Here is a 20535-nt window from a genome sequence, read left to right as displayed (position 1 = left end):
GCCGATCGGCGAGCAGTCATGCGCATGCGCTGAAGAAATCCAGCATCGCGTCGCCCAGCAGCGTTTCGCCCGAATCGAAATGGGCGACCACCGACGTGTGGTTGTGGCGCGGCATCTGCATGAAACGCGGCGCGCGCCCCGGACGGCGTTCGCGCTGCCGCGCGCTCGCGACGCGCTCGAAGAACGCCGCGCCGTACGCGTCGAGGTAAGGGTTCTCGTATTCGGCGACGACGATCATCAGCGGCGCGTCGATGCGCGCCGCATGGGCAAGCGGCGATCGCGCGGCATGGCGCGACGGATCGTCGCCGAAATACGCACGCACGCCGGCCGCGTTCGGGTTGTCGGGCAGCGTGTCGGCCGCGAGCCGCGCGCTGATCAGCACCGCGCCCGCGACGCGTTCGCCGCGCCGCGCATCGAGCAGCGGATCGCCGAGATACGTCGCGACATGCGCGCCGCCCGCCGAATGCCCGACGATGAAAATCCGCCCCGGGTGGCCGCCGTAGGACGCGATATGCGCGCGGGTCCAGTCGAGCGCCGCCGCGATGTCCTGCGCGCCGGCCGGATACGGCGCGTCGGGCGCCAGCCGGTATTCGACGTTGACCGCGACATGGCCGTGACGCGCGAACCAGCGCGGCACGTTGTCGTAGATCAACCCGTTGATGCTCTTGCGGCCGCGCACGAACGCGCCGCCGTGCACGAACAGCACGACGTCGGCCGGCGCACCCTGGAGGGTCGCGTGCTGCACGAACACGTCGAGACGCTGGCGCGCATCGGGCCCGTACGGAATGTCGCGCTCGATCTCGCAGCCGAGATCCGTCGCCGCGCGCGCGGCGACGAGCGGCGTGTACGTGTCGATCACCCAGTCGCGGTGCGCATCGATGTCCTGCGCCCAGACGGCGCCGATCTCCGCGAAGCGCGCCCTCAGCGCTTCCGACAGATTACCCAGCGGTTCCTGCCAAGCGTGCATCCCCTGCCTCCCTGCATGACGGCTAGCGGCCGGCGCGTGCCGGTGTTCCGCCGTTCGAACGGCGACGGGGACCATTCTGGTATATAAATCTCGTTTTGTGTATACACAATCACTACGTAGTATACCCAATGAGAATCGAGGCATTTTTGCGCGACAGTCACGCCCATGCATTCATCCGTCGCACGCCGACATTCTTCAAGGACACCCATGGACAAGCTTCGCCACATCGCGCTTTCGGTCGACGACCCGGAAGGGGCCGCGCAATTCTTCGAGCGCGCATTCGGCATGCGCCGCGCGGGCAACGCGATGCGCGGGATCTACATGACGGACGGCACGATCAACGTCGCGCTGCTGAATTTCAAGGACGAGACGGTGCCCGGTTATGCGGGGCTGAAGGACGTGCGCGGCGTGATCCACTTCGGGATGTGGGTGGACGACGTCGACGCGACGGCCGAGCGCGTCGTCGCGGCCGGCGGCACCTACCTGACCGGCCGGCACGAGCAGGACCCGAACGTGTTCTATGAAGTGAAATACCGGATGCCCGACGGCACCGTGTTCGACATCACGTCGAACGGCTGGAAAGGCGCGGTGAAGGAAGTCGTGCCGGCCGGTGCAGCGGGCACGCAACCGTGACCGCGCGGCTGGCGGTGCTCGCGCTGGTGCCGTTGCCGGACACGACGCTCGATGCGCTGCGGCGCGACTACGTGGTGCATTACCACCCGGACGGGATGCCGGCCGACCTGGCCGACGCCGGCGCGATCCGCGCGGTCGTGACCAACGGCACCTGCGGGCTCGACGACGCGCGCATGGCGCGCCTGCCCGCGCTCGAAATCGTCTGCGCATTCGGCGCCGGCTACGAGAACGTCGACGTCGCGGCCGCCGCGCGGCGCGGCATCGTCGTCACGCATGCACCCGGCGCCAATGCGGCGACCGTCGCCGACCACGCGCTCGGCATGCTGCTCGCGCTCGCGCGCGGCTACGCGCCGCTCACCTGCGCGGTGCGGGCCGGCCGCTGGCACGCGTCGCGCGCCGCCCGGCCCACGCTCACCGGCGCCACGCTCGGCGTGATCGGGATGGGCCGCATCGGCCGGCTGATCGCCGCGCGCGCGCAGGGCTTCGACATGACGCTCGGCTATCACGCGCGCGGCCCGCACGACGACGCGCCCGGCCGTTACTACGCCGACCTCGTGCAGCTCGCGGCCGACAGCGACTTTCTCGTGATCGCGTGCCACGGCGGCCCGGCCACCCGGCACCTGGTGGATCGCGCGGTGCTGCTCGCGCTCGGGCCGCACGGCTACGTCGTCAACGTCGCGCGCGGCTCGGTGCTCGACACGGCCGCGCTGCTCGACGCACTCGACGCGGGCGAGCTCGCGGGCGCCGGGCTCGACGTCCTCGAGCACGAACCCGACGTGCCGGCCGCGCTGTTCGACCATCCCGACGTACTCGTCACGCCGCATGTCGCGGGCCGCTCGCCCGCCGCGTGGCTCGCCCAGCGCGACGCGCTGCTCGCGAGTCTCGCGCAGCACTTCTCCCGCCTGCCCGTCGAATTCGCGGTACGCGCCGCGTAGGCGCGAGCGGCGCGTACCCGCGCCGCTTCGCTCGCCGCACGCCCCGCGCGCCGCCCCGGAGATCGCCACCATGAAGGTCCGATCGTTGTGCCTCGCCGCGCTGTACTGCGCGGCCGCCGGCCTGCTGGCCGGCCGTTCCTCCCACGCGCAATCGTCCGCGACGCTGTACGGCCTGATCGGACTCGACGTCGCCAGCGCAAAGCGCAGCGGCGGCCCGCCCGCCGCGATCGCGATGCAGAGCCCCGGGCTCACCGCACCCTACTGGGGGCTGCGCGTGGCCGAAGATCTCGGCGGCGGCTACCGCGCGCTCGCCGTGCTCGAAAGCTTCTTCCAGCCCGTCAACGGCGGCATCGGCCGCACGTCGGCCGACCCGTACTGGGGGCGCAACGCGTATGCGGGCATCGAGGGCCCGTTCGGCACCGTGACGATGGGGCGGCAGACCAACCTGCTCTATCTCGCCGAACAGGCCGTCAATCCGTTTCGCGCTTCGATCCTGTTTTCGCCGCTGGTGATGCAGACCTTCGTCGCGTCATACGGCGGCGCGATCGCAGGCGACACGGTCTGGAACAACGCGATCCAGTACACGAGCCCGACCGCCGGCGGCCTGACCGCGAGCGCCGTCTACGCGCCCGGCGGGCTCGCGGGTGCCAGCGGCGCGGCCAACGCGGGCCTGTCGCTGCGCTATGCGAGCGGCCCGCTCACGGCCGTCGCGACCGCACAGCGCACGCGGATCGTCGCGGGCGCGGCCGCGCCGACGCAGAACGCGTACCTCGCCGGTTTCGCGTACGCGTTCCCGCGCATCACGCTGTACGGCGCGCTACAGGGCACGCGGACGTCTGCAACCGACACGGGTTCGCACACGTTCGAGGCCGGCCTGTCGGTGCCCGTCACGTCGCGGCTGGCCGCACTCGCCGAATGGGCATACACGCGCCGCACCGCGTTACGGACGGCCGTATCGCGCAACACCGGCGCGGCCGGGCTCGACTACACGCTGTCGCGGCGCACCGACGTCTATGCGCTCGCCGTGTACGACCGCCTCGGCGGCAGCGGCGCCGCCGCGACCTGGGCGCTCGGCATCCGGCACCTGTTCTGATGCCGCGCGCATCGCGTATCCGGGTCTACCCGCTATAACCAAACCGCTGTTTTGTATAAAAAAGAAGTGCTTCGGATTCAACAACGTCCGTGCGTATAATTTTTCTCAGTTCATGTATACACAAACGCGATTCATGAACCGGCACGGCCCGCGTCCCGCTCGCGTCATGCGAACCGGCCGCCGCCCGCGGGATCGCCTCGCACGATGCCCGTCCGGCGCAAGCCGCTTCGCCCCGGAAAACAACGACGACTATTTGGAGACCGAATGAAAAAGAAGCTGATCGCGTCCAGTGTCATGCTGCTCGCCTGCGCCGGTGCGCATGCGCAGTCGCGCATTTGGCTGTCGGGTTACATGGACCTGAACATCGAGCACCTGATTTCGTCGGGCCCGGGCGGCAACATCACGCGGATGTCGAGCGGCGGTCTGAACAATTCGCGCTTCAACCTGAGCGGCGTCGAGGAGCTCGGCGGCGGCAACAAGGCCGTCTTCACGATCGAGCCGATGTTTTCAGCGAACACGGGCGTGCAGTCGACGCAGTTCCGGCAGTCGTTCGTCGGCCTCAAGGGCAACTGGGGCGAGCTGACGATGGGTCGCCAGTTCACGCCGTCGTACTGGCTGGCCGGCTATGCGGACCCGACGTGGGCGGCCGACTTCAGCATGGTCAACGACATGCAGTTCTTCTACGCGACCTATCGCGTCGACAATTCTCTGCAGTACAAGACGCCGGCCTTCCACGGCTTCACCGGGCGCGTGATGATCACGACCGGGCTCGGCGACGGCACGCGCGCCGGGCGCTTCTTCAGTACCGGCATCGAGTATCGCAACGGGCCGCTGTTCCTCGGTGCGGTCAGCGAGCTGCAATACACGCGCGACATCTTCCGTTCTTCGCAGATCCATTCGTCGCGCGACAACTACTTCTCGGCCGTGTACCGCTTCGGCGGCTTCGAGCCGACCGTGATCTACCACACGTACAACGGCTATTACGCGTATCCGCCGTATGTCGCATTCAACTCGCAGGGCTGGGACGCGCAGATCGGCGCGCGCTGGAACATCGACGGCATCAACCGCGTGTACCTGAGCGTCGTCCATCGCCACGACGACAACAACACGAGCATCTCGAGCGCGACCGGCGGCGTGATCGGCTACATCTACGGGCTGTCGAAGCGCACCGACCTGTACGTGACCGCCGCGCACGTGAAGAGCCAGCATCGCGTGCCCGTCGCGTATCCGGTCACGTTCCAGGTATATCCGGACGGCGGCCAGAACCCGTCCGGGTTCCAGATCGGGATCCGTCACGCGTTCTGATTTTCCGGATCCGCGCGTCGCGACCGGCCTGCCTGCTGTTCGCGACGCCACGCAACAATCATGACCAGGAGACATTCATGCTTCGACCACGCAACAGACGTATTCCTCAGGCCCGGCTCATCGGCCCGGCGGCCGCATCGATCCTGATCGCGGCATCGGCACTCGCCAGCGCCGCGCAGCCCGCGGCGGACGCACCGGCCACCGCGAGCGCGAGCGTTGCTGCGCCCGGTACGCCCGGCACGCCGGCCGTCGCCGATCCGTATCTCGCCGGCTGGCTGCGCCTCACGCCCGAGCGCCGGCCGGTGCCGCTGAAGCCCGGCGTCGACTACGGGATGGACCCGGCCACCGGCCAGTTCGTGTGGCCGAAGGCGGCGCCCGAAGTCCACCAGGGGCAGCGCTTCCCCGGCGAGCTTTCGACGTGGGACAACAAGCACTATGCGAAGAACGTGAAGGTGCTCGCGTTCTACCCGGGCGTCGATTCGCCCTTCCACGCATGGAACAACATCGTCGACTTCGACGGCAAACGCTACCTGTACATCCACGACCGCGACTACCTGCGCATCATGGACGTGACCGATCCCGCGCACGGCAAGGTCGTGTTCTCGAAGGGCGGCGTGTGGGGGCCGAAGGGCTCGAGCGAGCATTTCGATCCGAACAACGTGCACGACTACCTCGGCGGCGCGACGGTCGCGTGGAGCCGCAAGCTCGGCAAGCCGGTGCTCGTCGCGTCGTTCGAGATCGGCCGCTACGGGCTGATGACCGAGAAGATCGACCAGCCCGACAAGGTCGCCGCGCAGCGCCGCTACAACTCGCTGAAGGGCTTCCGCGTGTACGAGATGGACGGCCCGCTGCCGAGCCAGTGGAAGCTGATCGCGACGCGCACGACCGACTACCGCCACCCCGACGCGCCGATCGGCCAGCAACAGGGTTCCGGCTCGCTCGACGCACCCGAGTACTACGGCGGCAAGTACATGATCGTGGCGGCCGCGCCGGACGACAGCTATGCGCTGACCGAGTATCCGAACTATCTGTACTCGCCGGGTTACCAGGTATGGGACATGTCGGATCCGGCGAACCCCGTGTTCGTGTCGCAGATCGCGGTGCCCGGCCAGATCCTCGGCAACGACGAACACGAGCAGGCGTACCTGATGAATCCGCGCGCCGGCAACCGGACGTCGTGGATGGGCTCGCGCAACCCGATCTTCCTGCCGAAGCCGCTGGAGAACGGCGGCAAGATCGGCTTCGGCGCGATGGGCGGCCTCGGTTTCTACGCGTTCGACCTGAGCAACCCGGCGAAGCCGACGATCCTCGGCAACGTGAACACGCCGCCGAGCTTCGCGGGCACCGAATTCGACAACGCGGACGTGAGCCAGTACGCACGTACCGGCTACGTGCTCACGAACGGCTATCCGATGAACCGCGACTGCTACGAGCCGTACAAGGACATCTTCGTCGTCGATGCGCGCGACCCGTCGCACCTGAAGGTGGCGGCCAAGCTGCCGGTGCCGGAAGTGCCGGCCGGCGCGCCGTTCACGAGCTTCTGCCAGCGCGGCGGCAACTTCGGGCCGAAGCGTGCCAACGCGATCGGCCAGCCCGGCACCTGGCGGCAAGGCATCGTCCCGTATTCGTTCTACAACGCGGGCGTGCAGATCTACGACGTGAAGAACCCGGCGAAGCCGACGATTGCCGGCTACTTTGTCCCGGCGCTCGCGGACGAGAAGGAACTGCCGTCCTATACGCTCGGCAAGGGGGTGTTCGCGATCTACACCGAATACGACCGCAACATCATCTGGGCCTTCACGGAGAACGGTGCGTATGCGCTGTCGACGCCGCTGCTCGGCGAGCCCGTGCTCGGCAAGCCGGCGAAGCCGTGGCCGCCGCGTTGAGTTGCGCCGTGACGCCGCCGGGCGGGTGACCGTCCGGCCGCTTCGTGTGCCACGGCCGCGGCCATATGCGGTGCGGCGCGCGTTGCATCGCTTCGTTTCGATCCCCGCCGGCGACCGGCGGGTTCATCAAGTTCAAGGACGCTTTCCCGATGATGTTCAGATCCCTCGCCGCGCCGCTGTCGTGTGCGCTCCTGCTCGCCACGGCGGCACCGCCCGGCCGCGCCGCGACATCGGCCAGCGAGCAGACCTGCCGCGCATGCCACACGCTCGATACGACGAAAGTCGGGCCGCCGTTCCGCGCGATCGCCGCGCACTACCGCAACGACTCCGATGCGCTCGCGAAACTTCGCAAAAGCATGCTCGAAGGCAGTACCGGCAAATGGGGCAGCGCGACGATGCCACCCAACGCGATCTCGGCCGACGATGCGGCGCGGTTCGCGACGTGGATCATGTCGCTGAACCGGGACGGGAAGTAGCGGACGACCGCAAGCATGCGACGCGCGGGTCGAAACGTTCGATCCCGCGTGCCGGCTGCATGTGAAAAAAGGCGGGCGCACGCCCGCCTCCGCATCGTTCGCGCGCGCACCGCCACACTTGCGGCACGCATGCGAACCCGTCGCGTTACTTCAGCCGCGTCGCGATTTCATTCGCCATCGCCTTCGTCGCGGCCTTCGTCGGCGCATCGTCGGCCAGGTCGTTCAGCAAGCCGAAATCGTGGATCGTGCCGTCGTAGCGCGTGGTCGTCGCGTCCACGCCGGCCGCGTCGAGCTTGCGGCCGTACGCTTCGCCTTCGTCACGCAACACATCGAACTGCGCGACCTGGATCAGCGCGGGCGGCAGGCCCTTCAACTGCGCGATGCTCGCGCGCAGCGGCGACGCGTAGATCTCGTTGCGTTGCGCTTCGTTCTTCGTATAGGCGTCCCAGAACCACTTCATCATCGGCCGCGTCAGGAAGTGGCCCTGCGGGTACGCGTTGTACGAGCCCGTGTTGAAGTTGTGGTCCGTGACCGGCCACATCAGGCCCTGGAAGCGGATCGCGGGGCCGCCCTTGTCCTTCGCCATCAGCGCGACCACGGCCGTCATGTTCCCGCCGACACTGTTGCCGACCACCGCGAGGCGGCTGCCGTCGACACCGATCTCGGCGCCGTGCGCAGCCACCCATTTCGTCGCCGCATAGGCCTGGTTGATCGCGACCGGGTAATGCGCTTCCGGCGACGGCGTGAACGGGACGCGGATACCCGGCGCTTGTGCCGCGTCCGATCAGAAGCGATAGCCCAGCGACACAAAGGTCATGATCGGATTGATCTTCAGCCGTGTCGTGCTCGTGACGGTCCCGACCGGCGCGCGCGTCGTGAGGGTCGCCTTCGTGGACAACCACGCGTACGCAAACGAAGCGCCGATGGACCAGTGAGTATCCATATTGTAGGTGAGGCCTGCGTTGAGAATCGGGGCAAAGGACTTGCTCAGCGAGACCGAAGTAGGCCCTTCGAGGCGCGCGCCAACGGATGGCGAGTAGAGGAACTTGCCGGACGCAACCGGATTGCTCAGGTCAATGCTGTTGAACCAGACATACGAGATCCCCGCACCGACATACGGCCGCAAACGTGCCGACGGCGCGCCGAAATGGTACTGCGCGATTATCGCGGGGCTCCAGGCTCGCGCCGTTCCCAACTCCCCGAGTCCCGCAAGCGTCCCCGTGCCGGTGAGATGGAGTTTCGGTGGCACGCCCGCGATCGTCTCCACGGCAATATGGTCGGTCACGAAGTAGGTCGCCGTGAGCGCAACCGTATCGGCATCCGAGATGGTCGCTCCGCTTCCGGCCATCGTGTTCGATCGGCCGAGGGCATTGACCGTCAGCGGCTCGCTGGAATCCTGAGGCGCCATGTGCAACCAGCCCGCATTGATCATGAGTTGTCCTGCAGATTGCGCGTGCACGGAAGAAATGACGGATATCGACAACAGAATTGCCGCGCTCGTATGCTTCATATGGCCTCCAGAGGTTGTTATAAAGGGTTTTCCAGCGGTGCAGGATTCGTCATTCGGGAACCGGCGGGGAGCCCGCCCGTTCCCGAACATTCCACCGCGCAACAAATCGGAACGTCGGTCAACGATTTCTGAGTTTGTTGATCAAGCGCACGCTCGTGACAGCGGCAGCCCGCTTCAGGGACGTCAGCGGATCGGCACGATTCGAGGGCGCGCCCACGGGTAAGCCCCCCAGGCGGGGAAACAGCCGCTGAGCATTACCGGATTCGATCGCCGCGCGCGCGTTGGCATCCCAAACATTCGAATGCTCCAGCGTGTTGCATTGCATCGCCGTCACCGGTGCAGGCGCGAACGGGAAATCGCTGCCGAACAGCACCTGGGACGGATCGACCAATTCGCGCAGCGCCGCTTGAGGAAAGTCGGCCGGAGAGAGCGCAGTGTCAAAGTGGAATCTCCGGATATAGGTCAGCATGCCGGCCGGCATGCTGGATACGAACTCGGGAAGAAGATTGGCGAGCGACAGGCGCCACGCGACATACGGAACGAAGCCGCCCGCATGCGCCAGAATCCAGCGGATATTGGGGTAGCGCTCCATCGTGCCGGTCAGGACGAGGTTCAGCGCGGCACGCGTCGTGTCGCACAGGAACTCGATCAGAAAGCCCGGCGCGATCAACCCGAGCTCCTCGCTTGACCGATGCAGGTTCGGATGCACGAATACAACCGCCTGGCGCCTGTTCAGCTCGGCCATCAGTTCGTCGAATTCCGGCGAGCCCAGAAAGCGCCCCTCGGTACTTCCTAACAGGACGATACCGTCTGCGCCAAGCACATCCAGTGCATGAATCGCCTCCTTGCACGCGTGATCGGTAAACGGCATGGGCAATACCGCGAACGATCCGAAACGATCGGGGTATCGCTGACGCAGTTCAGCGGCGTACTCGTTGCATCCTCGCGCCAGCGCACACGCTTCATCGAGATTGCCGAAATACACGCCTGGCGCCGAGATTGACAGCAACGCGACTCGAATGGCATGAGCATCCATCACCGCGAGCGATTCATTTTCGGTCCAGACGGGAAGATCGGCACCCGCAACCTTTGTCAGGCCGCGCCGGGACATGGCGGCTCGATATACGGGTGGAACAAAGTGATGATGAACGTCGATACGGCTCACCCTATTCTCCAGTTTGAATTGAAAATAATATATAGTCCGAACTAAATTTGAGTATCCAGATCGTTTCGTCAGGCCGAATGAACACCGCGTCCCTAGATCGAGGCCGCTGACGCGCGGTGTACCGTTCCAGGTGCGCTCAGGAGGTCGAGGGCGACGTCGACGATCATGTCCTCCTGTCCGCCAACCATGCCGCGCCGTCCCAGCTCCACGAGAATGTCCATGGTCTTGAGCCCATACTTCGCTGCGGCCTGTTCCGCGTGACGCAGGAAGCTCGAATACACGCCGGCGTAACCCAACGCGAGTGTCTCGCGGTCGACCCGCACCGGGCGATCCTGGAGCGGGCGCACGATGTCGTCGGCGGCGTCCATCAGGCGGTAGAGATCGGTACCATGCCGCCAGCCGAGGCGATCGGCCGCCGCGACGAACACTTCGAGCGGCGCGTTGCCGGCGCCTGCTCCCATGCCGGCAAGACTGGCGTCGATCCGGTCGCAGCCCTCTTCAACCGCGACGATCGAATTCGCAACACCCAGGCTCAGGTTGTGATGCGCATGGATCCCCGTCTGTGTTTCGGGCTTCAGCGTGTCCTTGAATGCCCGCATCCGGTCGCGGACGTCGTTCATGTTCATCGCGCCGCCCGAATCCACCACGTAGCAGCAGGTGGCACCGTAACCCTCCATCAACCTTGCCTGCTCCGCCAATCCTCGAGGCGTCTGCATGTGGCTCATCATCAGGAAGCCCACTGCGTCCATCCCCAGTTCCCGTGCGTACTCGATGTGCTGGCGGGCAATATCGGCTTCGCTACAGTGGGTCGCGACGCGTACGATCCGCGCACCCGCGTCGTATGCGGCCCTCAGATCATGGATGGTGCCGATCCCGGGCAGCAGCAGCGTCGCGACCTTCGCGCGCGTGACGACACTCGCCACGGCCTCGATCCACTCGACGTCCGTATGCGCGCCGAATCCGTAGTTGAAGCTGCTGCCTTGCAGTCCGTCGCCATGCGCGACCTCGATCGAATCGACCCCGGCTGCGTCGAGTGCGGCGGCGATCTCTGTCACGTGCGCGAGGCTGTACTGGTGACGGATGGCATGACTGCCGTCGCGCAACGTCACGTCGGAGATATAGAGCTTCTTGTCCATCGGGCAGGCACTCATTGTTGATTGGCCCCGAGACGGGCCGCGATCCGTTCTGCCGCGGCCTTGGCAGCACTCGTCATGATGTCGAGATTGCCCGCATAAGACGGCAGGTAGTGCGCGGCGCCTTCGACTACGAGCAGGATCGAGGTCTTGAGGCCGGCCATCCGCTCGCCGACGCCGGGGATCCGGATCGGTCGCTCGGCCTCGATACGATCGAACTGGACACGTTGTTTCAGTCGATACCCGGGCACATACGACTGGACGGCTTCGACCATCCCGGCGACCGATGCCTCGATCTCGCGTTCATCGGCGAAGTCGCTCAGCGTGTACACCGTATCGCGCATCATCAGCGGTGGCTCGGCGGGATTGAGCACAATGATCGCCTTCCCCTTCGCTGCACCGCCGACCGCTTCGATCGCCCGTGATGTCGTCTCGGTGAATTCGTCGATGCTGGCGCGGGTGCCGGGTCCGGCACTCCTGCTCGCGATGGACGCGACGATCTCCCCGTAGTGCACTTTCGCGACCCGCGATACCGCCGCGATCATCGGAATCGTTGCCTGGCCGCCGCACGTCACCATGTTGACATTCAACGCGTCGAGATGACGCTCCCCGTTCACCACCGGAATGCAATACGGTCCGATCGCGGCCGGCGTCAGGTCCACGACGCGAATACCGGGCTTGACGGTGCGCAGGAACGCATCGTTCTGCGTATGCGCCGCGGCAGACGTCGCATCGAACACGATGTCGATCTCGTCGAACACGGGCATGCGGGCCAGCCCCTCGACGCCTTCATGGGTCGTCGCGACGCCCAGGCGCGCCGCGCGCTGCAACCCGTCCGACGCCGCATCGATTCCCACCATGGCGCCCATCTCGAGATGTTCGCCGTGGCGCAGGATCTTGATCATCAGGTCGGTACCGATATTCCCGCTGCCGATAATGGCGACTTTCCGTTTGGTGCTCATCGGGCTCGCCCTCATCCGATACGGCAACTGACGCTGCCGAGCGCACCGATCTGCGCGTGAATCGTGTCTCCGGCGCCAACCGGCACCATCGGACCCAGCGCACCCGACAGGATCACGTCGCCCTCACGCAACATCTGTCCGCGCCGCGCCATCATGCGGGCCAGCCAGTACACGGCCCGCAACGGATGGCCGAGGCACGCGGTACCCGTTCCGGTCGATACGGTCTTGCCGTCGCGCGTCATCGACATACCCAGTTCCCCGATGGAAATGCCACCGAGCGACACCGGTTGATTGCCGAGAACGTAGAGGCCGCAGGATGCGTTGTCGGCCACCGTATCCTCGAGCGCGATGCGCCAGTCCGAAATCGCGCTGTCGACGATCTCGAGCGCCGGCAGCGCACAGGCCAGCGCCGACAGGACCTGTCCATAGCTCGGCGCTTCATCGGCCATGTCGCGTCCGACGACGAACGCCACTTCCGCCTCGATCTTCGGCTGCATCAGGCGGCTCAGGGGCACCTCGTCGCCATCGAGATATTCCATGTCGTCGAACAGCACGCCGAAATCGGGCTGGTCGACGCGCAGCTGCTGCTGGACGGCAACCGACGTCAGGCCGATCTTCTTGCCGACGATGCGTCGGCCGTCCGCGATCCGGGCCGCGGTGTTGAGTTCCGAGACGGCATATGCCGCGTCGAGACCTGCAATGCCGAACCGCGTGGCAATCGGGTCGATCGGCGTGCGTGATTCACGTGCATCGCGTAATGCTTTCGCAGCCGCCTGAACGGCTGCCGGGTCGAATGAATGAGACATGGCGGAAGAATGTGAAATCGTGGGTCAGGCCGCTTGCGCGACGGCCGGTGCCGTCTTTGACATGCGGGTGAATCCATCGCCTGCGCCGGCTCCGAATCCGAGCCGCTCCCGCAGTTGGCGAATGGTCCTGTCGAGCTCGCCGACGGGAACGACGGCGAAGGCGAAGCGGTCGGGTCTCAGTACCGCAACCGCCTGCGTCTTGAATCCCGCCTTGTTGAACCACGCGATCATCTCGCCACCGATATCCTCGACTTCTGCGACCTCGATCACGTTGTCCCGATTGACGCCTTCGAGCCCTTGCGGGCGGCCGCCATACGCGTACATCGTCACGCTGCGTACCGACAGTGCGCCGAGCGTTGCCCGCGACACATCGTCCACGCAGCGGGAGGGATCGACGTTCAATCCGATCAGCGAAAAGCCGTGTCCGAGCAGGTCGTCCAGTTTCTTCCGGTCACCGTTGAAAAGACGCACCTCGGGTTGCGGAATCAACGCGCCCTCCGGGCCACGTCGGCGACGGCGCGGCAAACCCAGGTATGCGTTCTTTCGATAGACGGGCATCGGCTTGAAGCCGCCCCCCTCGAGCCAGCGCCTGAGCGGCGGTATGGCCCGGATGATGCCGAGGGACGTGTCCCGCACCAGCGTGGCGGACAGACTGCGTGCCGATACGACGTTCTTGAGCAGGACGGACGTGTCGATCATCGCCTTCGCGTGCGCATGCCGTTCCGACTGGTACGTGTCCAGCAGCGTGTCGGCCGCGAGGCCGCGCAAGACGAGATCGAGCTTCCAGCCGAGGTTGTACGCGTCGCGCACGCCGGAACTCGCACCCTGCCCCATGAACTGCGGCGTCATGTGAGCGGCATCGCCGCCGAGCAGCACGCGTCCGACCCGCCACTTCGACGCAATCAGCGCGTTGAACGTATAGACGAGCTTGCGCTTGATCACGAACTGATCGGGGTCGACGAACAGCGACAGATACTTCCGGACCGTCTCCGGCCGCTCCATGTTTTCCTTCGTTTCGCCCGGCATCAACATGAATTCGAACCGGTGGAATTTTCCGGGTTGAACGCAGCTCACGACCGGCAGCTTCGGGTCGACGACGAAGTTGAAGTACGGCAGATGTCGCAACGCGTCCGTTCCGGGCTTGCGTTCGAGGTCCACGACGAGCCACGGCTCGGGGAAGCTCTTGCCCGACATCTCGATCCCGAGCTTCGTGCGAACGACGCTCCGGCCGCCGTCGGCGCCGACCAGATAGCGCGCCCGCAGGGTTCCGATATCGGGATCGCCTGCCACGCGCGCGCGCGCATCGTGACTGTCGCTGAACCGCGCTTCGCGCGTCGCCTGATGCGTGACGCTCACGCCGTCGGCATCCTGAGCGAAGTCAACGACTTCGCGGCCCCGTCGCACGTCGACGTTCGGATAACGTGCGAGCGTCTCGGCCAGCGTCGTTTCCAGGTACGGCTGGTAAAAGAAGTTGATCACGGGCCAGCCGAACGGACGCTTGCGCGGCATGTATTGTGTGATCGGCGTGCCGTCGCGCCGCACGAGCTGGACGGGCGTCTCCATCATCATCCGCGACTGGATCTCGTCGGCCACGTCGAGATGCTGGAAAATCCGCATGCACTCGTCGTCGGTGTATACCGCTCGCGCGTTACCGTAGAACACGGGTTCGCGCTCCAGCACGACGACGTGGTGGCCGGCCTGGCCGAGCATGTGCGCGAGAACGAGGCCGGTCGGCCCCAATCCGACGATCGCGACATCGCACGCATCATTCGGATGCGCTCCGTTCATGAACGTTCTCCTTGTACAGAAAATTCCGGACGCGTCAGCGATGCAAGCGCGCGACGCACGCGCCCCAACCGCACGCCAAGGCTCAGGTTTTCCGGACGATGGCCCCATAGACTGATGCCTTGATAAATCGCCGGACGCCACGTTTGCTCATCGACCACGATCGGGTTCCAGCCGAGCTCGATCTCGAAGCCCGATGGCGTCTGAACGTAGAACGAGAGTTCACGGTCATTGGGATGCTGGCCGATTGCATTCGCGATCGGATAGCCCATCGCACGACACCTGAGGTAGGCTTGCGTCACATCGTCGAGGGATGCGCATTGAAGATTCATGTGGTGAATCTGCGTGCGCAGCGGATTCAGGCGGATCCCACGTGTCGATGCAGTCGCGAACGAATGATGTCGTTCGTTGAATCGGAGAAACGCGAAGTCAAGATTCAGGCCTTGCATCCTGTCTTCGATTTCGTCGGAAAGGCGCGCATCGAACACGTCTTTCCAGAACTGCTGCATCACCTCCGGTTGTCGGGTCGTGACGGCGACATGCCCCATCCCCGACGCGCCCGTCACAAAGCCCGTCGCACTCATGCGCAGCGGAAGTTCGCTGATGACCGGTTCCGTGAACAGTTCCGTGCGCAGTTTCTTCGGCCCGGCGAAGAACCAGAATCGCTTCACGCCGCGCAAGGCCGCTTCTTCCTTGCTCCCTTCCTCTACACGCACCCCGCGAGCGGAGATTCGTGCGACGGCAACCTCAAGCGCCTCGCGGTCGTCGAGCTGCCATCCGATGGCAATGACATCTTCGGCCGTGCCGGCACGGATGATCAAACGCCGGTCGTGCGAGTCGATGCGGCATGCGACCACGCGTGGATCGGGCGTATCGACGTGCAGCCCCAGGCCTTCCGACGCGAATTTCGTCCATTCGCGAAGCCGGGCCGATTCGGCCAGCAGATAGCCCATCCGAACACGACCGAACAAGCTGCTCGTGGGTGACCGCGCACTAACGATTGTCGGCATGACATCACCCTCGATCAGCGGGCAGCGACGACGCGTGCGGTCGCATCGCCCTGCGCAAGGAATGCCAGCACGGCGGCGTTGAATTCGTTCGACCGCTCCCATTGCACCCAGTGTCCGGTATTGCTGAACAGGTAGACATCGCAATTCGGCATGCGCTTCTGGAGCGCGTACGCGCCGCTGGCCCGGTTGACCTTGTCATCCACGCCCCACAAAACGAGCGTCGGGTTGCGCACGGACGCCAGTCGCGCATCCCGCGTGAAGTCGAGATTGCTGAACTTCGGGATGCCCTTGGGGCCCAGCAAAGGCGGGCTCGCGACGACGGCCGGGTCGATGCTGGCCCGAAAGCGTTCCTCGATCATCGACTGCGGCACGAGACTGCCGTCGAACACGAGATCGCCGCGAATGAACGTCGTGAGCTTCTCGAGGCTCGGGCCATCGTCCTTGTAATAGTTCAGCAACCGTTTGAGGCCGGGCGTGGGAACCTGACGCGTCGTATTGACGCCGCCGGGGCCCATCAACACGAGCCGGCCCACCGCTTGAGGGCGCTCCAGCGCCATGCGAAGCGCACAGGCTCCGCCGAGCGAATTCCCGATGGCGTGCGCATTCGGGATCCCGAGCGCGTCCAGCATGCCGAGCATGCCTTCCGCGAGATCTCCGAATGGATCGTTGCGGTCGACGCCTTTCGTGGACTGGCCGAACCCGGGCATGTCGGGCACCAGCACCCGAAAATGGCGCGCGAGCGCGTCGATGTTCCGCGCGTAGTTCGAGAGGCCCGATGCGCCCGGGCCACCGCCATGCAGCATCAGTACGGCGGGCCCTTCGCCAGCTTCCGATAGAAAAACGTGCCGTGCGCCGACCTTGACGGTGCGTTGGCGCATTGCGTGCGTGATGGAGGGGGTGTCCATGGCGTCGACTGCTCCTGATTTCGCTAGGTGTGATTCATTGTAATGAGATTAATGTCATTATGACAATACTCTCGTTTTTACCTAGCTCCCGGTCGGGCGTCCGTAAGCCGCACCGTATAATCGGCACATGAGTGAATCCACGACCATTGATCATCGGACCCGTGTTGCTGCGCAGCGCCGCGAACGGATGCGCGCGCGGCTGATCGAAAGCGCGATGCTCGTTTTTGCCGAGAAAGGGATTGGCGCCAGTGTCATCCAGGACGTCATTGCGGCCGCCGATGTGTCGCAAGGCACCTTCTACAACTACTTCCGTACCAATGAGGAACTGCTCGAAGCGGTGACGCAGGAGCTCAACGATGAGTTGCTCCGCCTGATCGAAACGGTCGTGGGCGCCTACGAAGATCCGGCCCGGAGAATTGCGTGCGGCGTCCGGATGTTTCTGTATGCCGCACGTGCCTATCCGCTGCTTGCACGCTTCATTTCGGCAGCTGGCGTCCATGCCGTCGGCCCGAGCAGCCTGATCTACGTGTACCTGCCGGTCCACATCCAGCAAGGCCTGGCGACCGGCCGATTTCAGGGCGTGACGGTCGAGCTGGCGCTCGACATGATTGCCGGAACTGCGCTCACGACGATTCATCGATTCACCGAAAACGGTGAGGTGGCCGAATCGCCCGAACAGATCGTTGCCGCGATTCTGCGCGGCCTGGGTGTCGATGGAGAGGAAGCGCGGCGGCTCGTGCTTGACGAACTGACGCTGGTCATGCCGCCTGAAACGTCCCTGCTGGAGCGAGGGCGTGTGCGTGCGGCGAAGCAGCCCGACGCCCGGCCGTGATCGACCGCCTCACGGCACGCCATCGGGCGGAGCAGCCGATCGGGGCGACACAGGCCGGTGAGAAAGAACGCGTTGCCCGAATTCGACGCGAACGTTTCGTGCAGATGGATTGTTCGCACCAGACAGCGTCACCAACCCTGCCATCCATGCGCCACCATTCGCGGGCGCCCATTGCTTCGCGCATCCGTGGCATTCCCCGTTCGTCCTGACGGATCCACCAGCCCGTCGTACGCAGCCTGAATCGAACCGAGAGCGGCTGGACCTGACGCAAACGACGGCAGGCCACCCCGATGAACTGCCGCAATCATCGATCGCAGCGTGGGCCCGCGAACCGGAACGGCCTGCCATCGCGTACACCGGCAAAACATCGGACAGCAAGAACGGGCAAGCGATCGGCATCGCTCCACCGCTCTCATGCCGTCGTCACGTCGATTTTCCCCGCATCGCCCCCCCATCGTCCCCCTCCGTCGCGGTCGCCGACCGACACCGAAAGCGGTTTGTCGGTGCATTCCTTGCACACGCCGGAGAATAATTTGACGGTCCCGATGGCGTCCTTAGACTGGTGCGGAGGATCCACAGAGCGCGCGACAACCTCGCGTCGCGCCACACAAGCAGGAGATGCGACATGCTCACGAAAATCGATACACACCATCACATCGTGCCGCCCGCCTACGCAGCATGGCTGGAAAGTCGCGGCATCACGGCGGGAGGTCTTCCGATCCCGCACTGGAGCGAAGAAGGGGCGCTCGATCTGATGGAAGCGGAAGGTACGGCGACGGGCATTTTCTCGGTATCGACGCCGGGGGTTCATCTTGGCGATGACATCGAGGCGCGCGAGAAAGCACGTGAGGTCAACGAATTCACCGCCTCCGTTGTCTCGCGACACCCCGGCCGCTTCGGGTTCTTCGCGACCCTGACGCTACCGGATGTCGAAGGCGCGATCGCGGAGGCAGCCTATGCGATGGATACGCTCCGTGCGGACGGCGTGGTGCTGATCAGCAGCGTACGAGGCACGTACCTCGGTGATGAATCCTGGGCGCCGCTGTTCGAAGAGCTGAACCGGCGTCAGGCAGTTGTCTTCATCCACCCTGGCGATCTACCCTGCGAGCCGGTGCCCGGGATTCCCCCGTATGCGGCAGACTTTCTTCTCGACACGACTCGGGCGGCGATCAACATTGCGAAAGCCGGTTGGCTCGAACGCTTTCCTGACGTGAAATTCATCCTGTCGCACGCAGGCGGGTTTGTCCCCTACGCAGCACAGCGAATTGCGCGTGTTGTGTCGCCCGACAACAGCACCGAGGGCGGCCTGGCGCGACTCAGGCGCTACTACTTCGACACGGCGCTCTCGAGCAGCCCCTACGCGCTACCGGCGTTGCTTGCATTCGCCGATCCATCCCGGATTACGTTCGGGAGCGACTGGCCGTATGCCAACAAGGACCGGTCGGTCGATTTCACCCGGATGCTCGAAGCGTTTCCGCTGACGGAAGCGCAGCGACACGCGATTTATCGCGGTAACGCGGAACATCTGTTCCCGCGACTGGCGGTGGCGTAAGAAAAATGCTGGGGGCGCCGGATGCCGGGGCCCCCCGCTTTCTCGTGTGCGTCGACTCTCGGTCGGCAACGGATTCTTATCCGCTGCCGCCGCTTCCATTCAGGTGTCGGCGCTCGCGAGCCTGCCCTTCGGTTGACCTGATCGCAACGTGCGATATTTGCCGAGCGAGATGAGCAGCGCGCTTGCGATCACCAGCACGATCGGGGCGAGCCGGAGCGGTAACGCGTAGTTGCGATACAGGTCGAAGTAGCGGCCAGCCACGAGCGGGCCGACGACTGCGCCGAAACCGTAGCCCGCGAACGCGATGCCATAGTGAAGGCCGAAACGTCTCAGCCCCAGATAGGCGCGGACCAGATAGGACAGCAAGTCCCCCTCTGCCCCTATCGCGAGGCCGATGCAGGCGCACGCGAGCAGCACGGATGGCAGGGACGCTGCGTTCATGAGCAGCAGGTACCCCAACGCGCCGGCGAGCAGGAAACCCGCGCCGACCAGCGGCGCATGAAGGTAATCGATCAGCGCACCGGAAATCAGGCGCCCGATGAGTATTCCGACGCCGATCAGCGACGCGCAGTTCGCCGCCGCCCCGGGCGACAACCCGCGATCCGCCAACAGCACCGGCAAATGCGGATTGAGCGACAGCGTCGCACTCGAAGCGAGAAAAGCGACCACGACGATCGTGCCGAGCTTGACCGCCGAGAATGGCGGCTCCGCGCCGGCGAGGTCGGCAGGGCGATCGTCCCTTCGTGGCCGCGGCGCCACCTTTCGTTCCCGGATCAGCGCATAGGCAAGGAGCGAGCCCGCGAGCGACACGCACGCGCTGATCTGGTAGGCGTGGCGCCAGTGGAACGCCGCGATGAGGTGCTGGGTGACCGTTGGCGCGGCTGCCGTGCCCACACCGAGTCCGACCATCGCGCAACCCGTCGCGAGCCCGAGGCGCCGGTCGAACCACTGCGGCAGGATCGCAAGGTAGCCGAGCACCGACGTTGCGGCGCCCGACACACCGATCACCAGCGACAGCGCAATCCAGGCGCCGATGGCGCCGCTCTGCAGCCCCATGCATGCCACCGCAAGACTGAACGCGATTGCCGAGACGAGAATCACGCGGCGCACGCCAAAACGATCCATCAGCATGCCGATGAACGGACTCGCCGCAGCGAGCCCGCCCATTGACGCCGCGTAGGACATGGCCGCCTGTTCCCGCGTCCAATGAAATTCACGCAGCACGACGGGCGCGAATACGCCGGCTGTCGCATTGAATACCGGGGCATAACCCAAAGCCATGCCGATTGCTGCCCCTGCGACGATGGTGGCGAGTTGCAGCTTGCTGGGCCCACTGGCACCTGTGCCCTCTCTGGGTGCTGCGCTCATGTCCGACTCCTTGTGACGCTCGATGGGGTTGCCGGCGCGCGGCCATTTGGCCGGATGCGCCGGATAACAGGCGAATGCGAAGACAAACAGCGGGCGTTCGATTGCGCAAACGATCGCGGCAACACCATGAGCAATCGTCAGCCACAAGACCGCGCGATCTCTCGACGTGTGCTCATACGCACCGGACTGGACGTCCGTGCCCTGCCGGTTCC

The 20535-nt window shown here is 65.3% G+C and carries 18 protein-coding genes and 1 pseudogene; 8 read left to right on the top strand and 11 right to left on the bottom strand.

Going from position 1 to position 20535, the window contains the following annotated elements:
- Window positions 1–16: 16 nt before the first annotated feature.
- Window positions 17–967: an alpha/beta hydrolase gene (locus ACWMMN_RS32690; RefSeq protein WP_059241173.1), complete on the bottom strand. Its 951-nt coding sequence runs from the start codon at window positions 965–967 to the stop codon at window positions 17–19.
- A 207-nt stretch (window positions 968–1174) separates the two neighbouring features.
- On the opposite strand from ACWMMN_RS32690, the gene ACWMMN_RS32685 reads away from it, so the two are divergent.
- The 6 genes from ACWMMN_RS32685 to ACWMMN_RS32660 all read left to right on the top strand — a co-directional run bounded on the left by ACWMMN_RS32685 (window position 1175) and on the right by ACWMMN_RS32660 (window position 7295).
- Complete coding sequence (locus ACWMMN_RS32685) at window positions 1175–1600, top strand: VOC family protein (protein ID WP_174993591.1); 426 nt, start codon at window positions 1175–1177, stop codon at window positions 1598–1600.
- Complete coding sequence (locus tag ACWMMN_RS32680) at window positions 1597–2535, top strand: 2-hydroxyacid dehydrogenase (RefSeq protein ID WP_486424325.1); 939 nt, start codon at window positions 1597–1599, stop codon at window positions 2533–2535. Before ACWMMN_RS32685 ends, ACWMMN_RS32680 begins: the two co-directional genes overlap by 4 nt.
- Window positions 2536–2605: 70 nt before the next feature.
- On the top strand, window positions 2606–3628 hold the full coding sequence (locus ACWMMN_RS32675) for a porin (protein WP_174993593.1): 1023 nt from the start codon (window positions 2606–2608) through the stop codon (window positions 3626–3628).
- Between the two features lie 264 nt (window positions 3629–3892).
- Window positions 3893–4933, top strand: coding sequence for a porin (locus ACWMMN_RS32670; RefSeq protein ID WP_059241169.1), 1041 nt, complete (start codon window positions 3893–3895; stop codon window positions 4931–4933).
- 77 nt (window positions 4934–5010) lie between these two features.
- Window positions 5011–6819 (top strand): LVIVD repeat-containing protein, encoded by a 1809-nt coding sequence (locus ACWMMN_RS32665; protein WP_340625815.1) that lies wholly within the window; start codon window positions 5011–5013, stop codon window positions 6817–6819.
- A 149-nt stretch (window positions 6820–6968) separates the two neighbouring features.
- A complete protein-coding gene (locus ACWMMN_RS32660; protein ID WP_256087659.1) occupies window positions 6969–7295 on the top strand; it encodes a c-type cytochrome in 327 nt (108 codons plus the stop codon).
- 145 nt (window positions 7296–7440) lie between these two features.
- On the opposite strand, the pseudogene ACWMMN_RS32655 reads toward ACWMMN_RS32660, so the two are convergent.
- From ACWMMN_RS32655 to ACWMMN_RS32615, 9 genes and pseudogenes are all read right to left on the bottom strand, one after another.
- A pseudogene (locus tag ACWMMN_RS32655) lies at window positions 7441–8058 on the bottom strand (alpha/beta hydrolase); the annotation flags it as partial.
- Window positions 8059–8079: 21 nt separating this feature from the next.
- A complete protein-coding gene (locus tag ACWMMN_RS32650; protein ID WP_059241166.1) occupies window positions 8080–8805 on the bottom strand; it encodes an OmpW/AlkL family protein in 726 nt (241 codons plus the stop codon).
- Window positions 8806–8923: 118 nt separating this feature from the next.
- A complete protein-coding gene (locus tag ACWMMN_RS32645; RefSeq protein ID WP_059241165.1) occupies window positions 8924–9970 on the bottom strand; it encodes an amidohydrolase family protein in 1047 nt (348 codons plus the stop codon).
- 92 nt (window positions 9971–10062) lie between these two features.
- Window positions 10063–11106: a 4-hydroxy-2-oxovalerate aldolase gene (gene dmpG / locus ACWMMN_RS32640; protein ID WP_059241164.1), complete on the bottom strand. Its 1044-nt coding sequence runs from the start codon at window positions 11104–11106 to the stop codon at window positions 10063–10065.
- 11 nt (window positions 11107–11117) lie between these two features.
- Complete coding sequence (locus ACWMMN_RS32635) at window positions 11118–12065, bottom strand: acetaldehyde dehydrogenase (acetylating) (RefSeq protein WP_340625813.1); 948 nt, start codon at window positions 12063–12065, stop codon at window positions 11118–11120.
- 11 nt (window positions 12066–12076) lie between these two features.
- A complete protein-coding gene (locus ACWMMN_RS32630) occupies window positions 12077–12871 on the bottom strand; it encodes a 2-keto-4-pentenoate hydratase (RefSeq protein ID WP_059241162.1) in 795 nt (264 codons plus the stop codon).
- Between the two features lie 24 nt (window positions 12872–12895).
- The gene (gene mhpA, locus ACWMMN_RS32625) at window positions 12896–14659 is read right to left on the bottom strand and encodes a bifunctional 3-(3-hydroxy-phenyl)propionate/3-hydroxycinnamic acid hydroxylase MhpA (protein WP_486424482.1); all 1764 of its coding nucleotides are present in this window, start codon (window positions 14657–14659) and stop codon (window positions 12896–12898) included.
- Window positions 14656–15609, bottom strand: a complete 954-nt coding sequence (locus ACWMMN_RS32620; protein ID WP_486424324.1) for a VOC family protein — start codon at window positions 15607–15609, stop codon at window positions 14656–14658. Before ACWMMN_RS32620 ends, mhpA begins: the two co-directional genes overlap by 4 nt.
- Window positions 15610–15680: 71 nt before the next feature.
- Entirely contained in the window at window positions 15681–16571 is an 891-nt protein-coding gene (locus ACWMMN_RS32615; protein WP_059241159.1) for an alpha/beta fold hydrolase, read from the bottom strand.
- Window positions 16572–16698: 127 nt separating this feature from the next.
- Between ACWMMN_RS32615 and ACWMMN_RS32610 the strand changes: the two genes are divergently transcribed.
- Together ACWMMN_RS32610 and ACWMMN_RS32605 are read left to right on the top strand one after the other, a co-directional pair.
- Window positions 16699–17403 carry a TetR/AcrR family transcriptional regulator gene (locus ACWMMN_RS32610; protein ID WP_059241158.1) on the top strand — a complete coding sequence of 235 codons (705 nt, stop codon included), beginning with the start codon at window positions 16699–16701 and terminating at the stop codon, window positions 17401–17403.
- 625 nt (window positions 17404–18028) lie between these two features.
- Window positions 18029–18955 (top strand): amidohydrolase family protein, encoded by a 927-nt coding sequence (locus ACWMMN_RS32605; protein WP_059241157.1) that lies wholly within the window; start codon window positions 18029–18031, stop codon window positions 18953–18955.
- 99 nt (window positions 18956–19054) lie between these two features.
- Here ACWMMN_RS32605 and ACWMMN_RS32600 read toward each other — a convergent pair whose 3' ends face one another.
- Window positions 19055–20470: an MFS transporter gene (locus ACWMMN_RS32600; RefSeq protein ID WP_486424323.1), complete on the bottom strand. Its 1416-nt coding sequence runs from the start codon at window positions 20468–20470 to the stop codon at window positions 19055–19057.
- Between the last annotated feature and the right edge of the window lie 65 nt (window positions 20471–20535).

Source organism: Burkholderia cepacia complex sp. TUM26381 (genome assembly GCF_057439935.1).
The sequence above is the reverse complement of the archived record's forward strand: the minus strand, read 5'-3'. Positions and strand labels throughout refer to the sequence as shown.

Bases quoted from the DNA above. Each gene is read 5' to 3' on its own strand.
- ACWMMN_RS32660 (WP_256087659.1), top strand. From the start codon at position 6,969: ATGATGTTCAGATCCCTCGCCGCGCCGCTGTCGTGTGCGCTCCTGCTC.
- ACWMMN_RS32685 (WP_174993591.1), top strand. From the start codon at position 1,175: ATGGACAAGCTTCGCCACATCGCGCTTTCGGTCGACGACCCGGAAGGG.
- ACWMMN_RS32615 (WP_059241159.1), bottom strand. From the start codon at position 16,571: ATGGACACCCCCTCCATCACGCACGCAATGCGCCAACGCACCGTCAAG.
- mhpA (WP_486424482.1), bottom strand. From the start codon at position 14,659: ATGAACGGAGCGCATCCGAATGATGCGTGCGATGTCGCGATCGTCGGA.
- ACWMMN_RS32610 (WP_059241158.1), top strand. From the start codon at position 16,699: ATGAGTGAATCCACGACCATTGATCATCGGACCCGTGTTGCTGCGCAG.
- ACWMMN_RS32630 (WP_059241162.1), bottom strand. From the start codon at position 12,871: ATGTCTCATTCATTCGACCCGGCAGCCGTTCAGGCGGCTGCGAAAGCA.
- ACWMMN_RS32665 (WP_340625815.1), top strand. From the start codon at position 5,011: ATGCTTCGACCACGCAACAGACGTATTCCTCAGGCCCGGCTCATCGGC.
- ACWMMN_RS32605 (WP_059241157.1), top strand. From the start codon at position 18,029: ATGCTCACGAAAATCGATACACACCATCACATCGTGCCGCCCGCCTAC.
- ACWMMN_RS32670 (WP_059241169.1), top strand. From the start codon at position 3,893: ATGAAAAAGAAGCTGATCGCGTCCAGTGTCATGCTGCTCGCCTGCGCC.
- ACWMMN_RS32620 (WP_486424324.1), bottom strand. From the start codon at position 15,609: ATGGGCTATCTGCTGGCCGAATCGGCCCGGCTTCGCGAATGGACGAAA.
- ACWMMN_RS32635 (WP_340625813.1), bottom strand. From the start codon at position 12,065: ATGAGCACCAAACGGAAAGTCGCCATTATCGGCAGCGGGAATATCGGT.
- dmpG (WP_059241164.1), bottom strand. From the start codon at position 11,106: ATGGACAAGAAGCTCTATATCTCCGACGTGACGTTGCGCGACGGCAGT.
- ACWMMN_RS32690 (WP_059241173.1), bottom strand. From the start codon at position 967: ATGCACGCTTGGCAGGAACCGCTGGGTAATCTGTCGGAAGCGCTGAGG.
- ACWMMN_RS32650 (WP_059241166.1), bottom strand. From the start codon at position 8,805: ATGAAGCATACGAGCGCGGCAATTCTGTTGTCGATATCCGTCATTTCT.
- ACWMMN_RS32675 (WP_174993593.1), top strand. From the start codon at position 2,606: ATGAAGGTCCGATCGTTGTGCCTCGCCGCGCTGTACTGCGCGGCCGCC.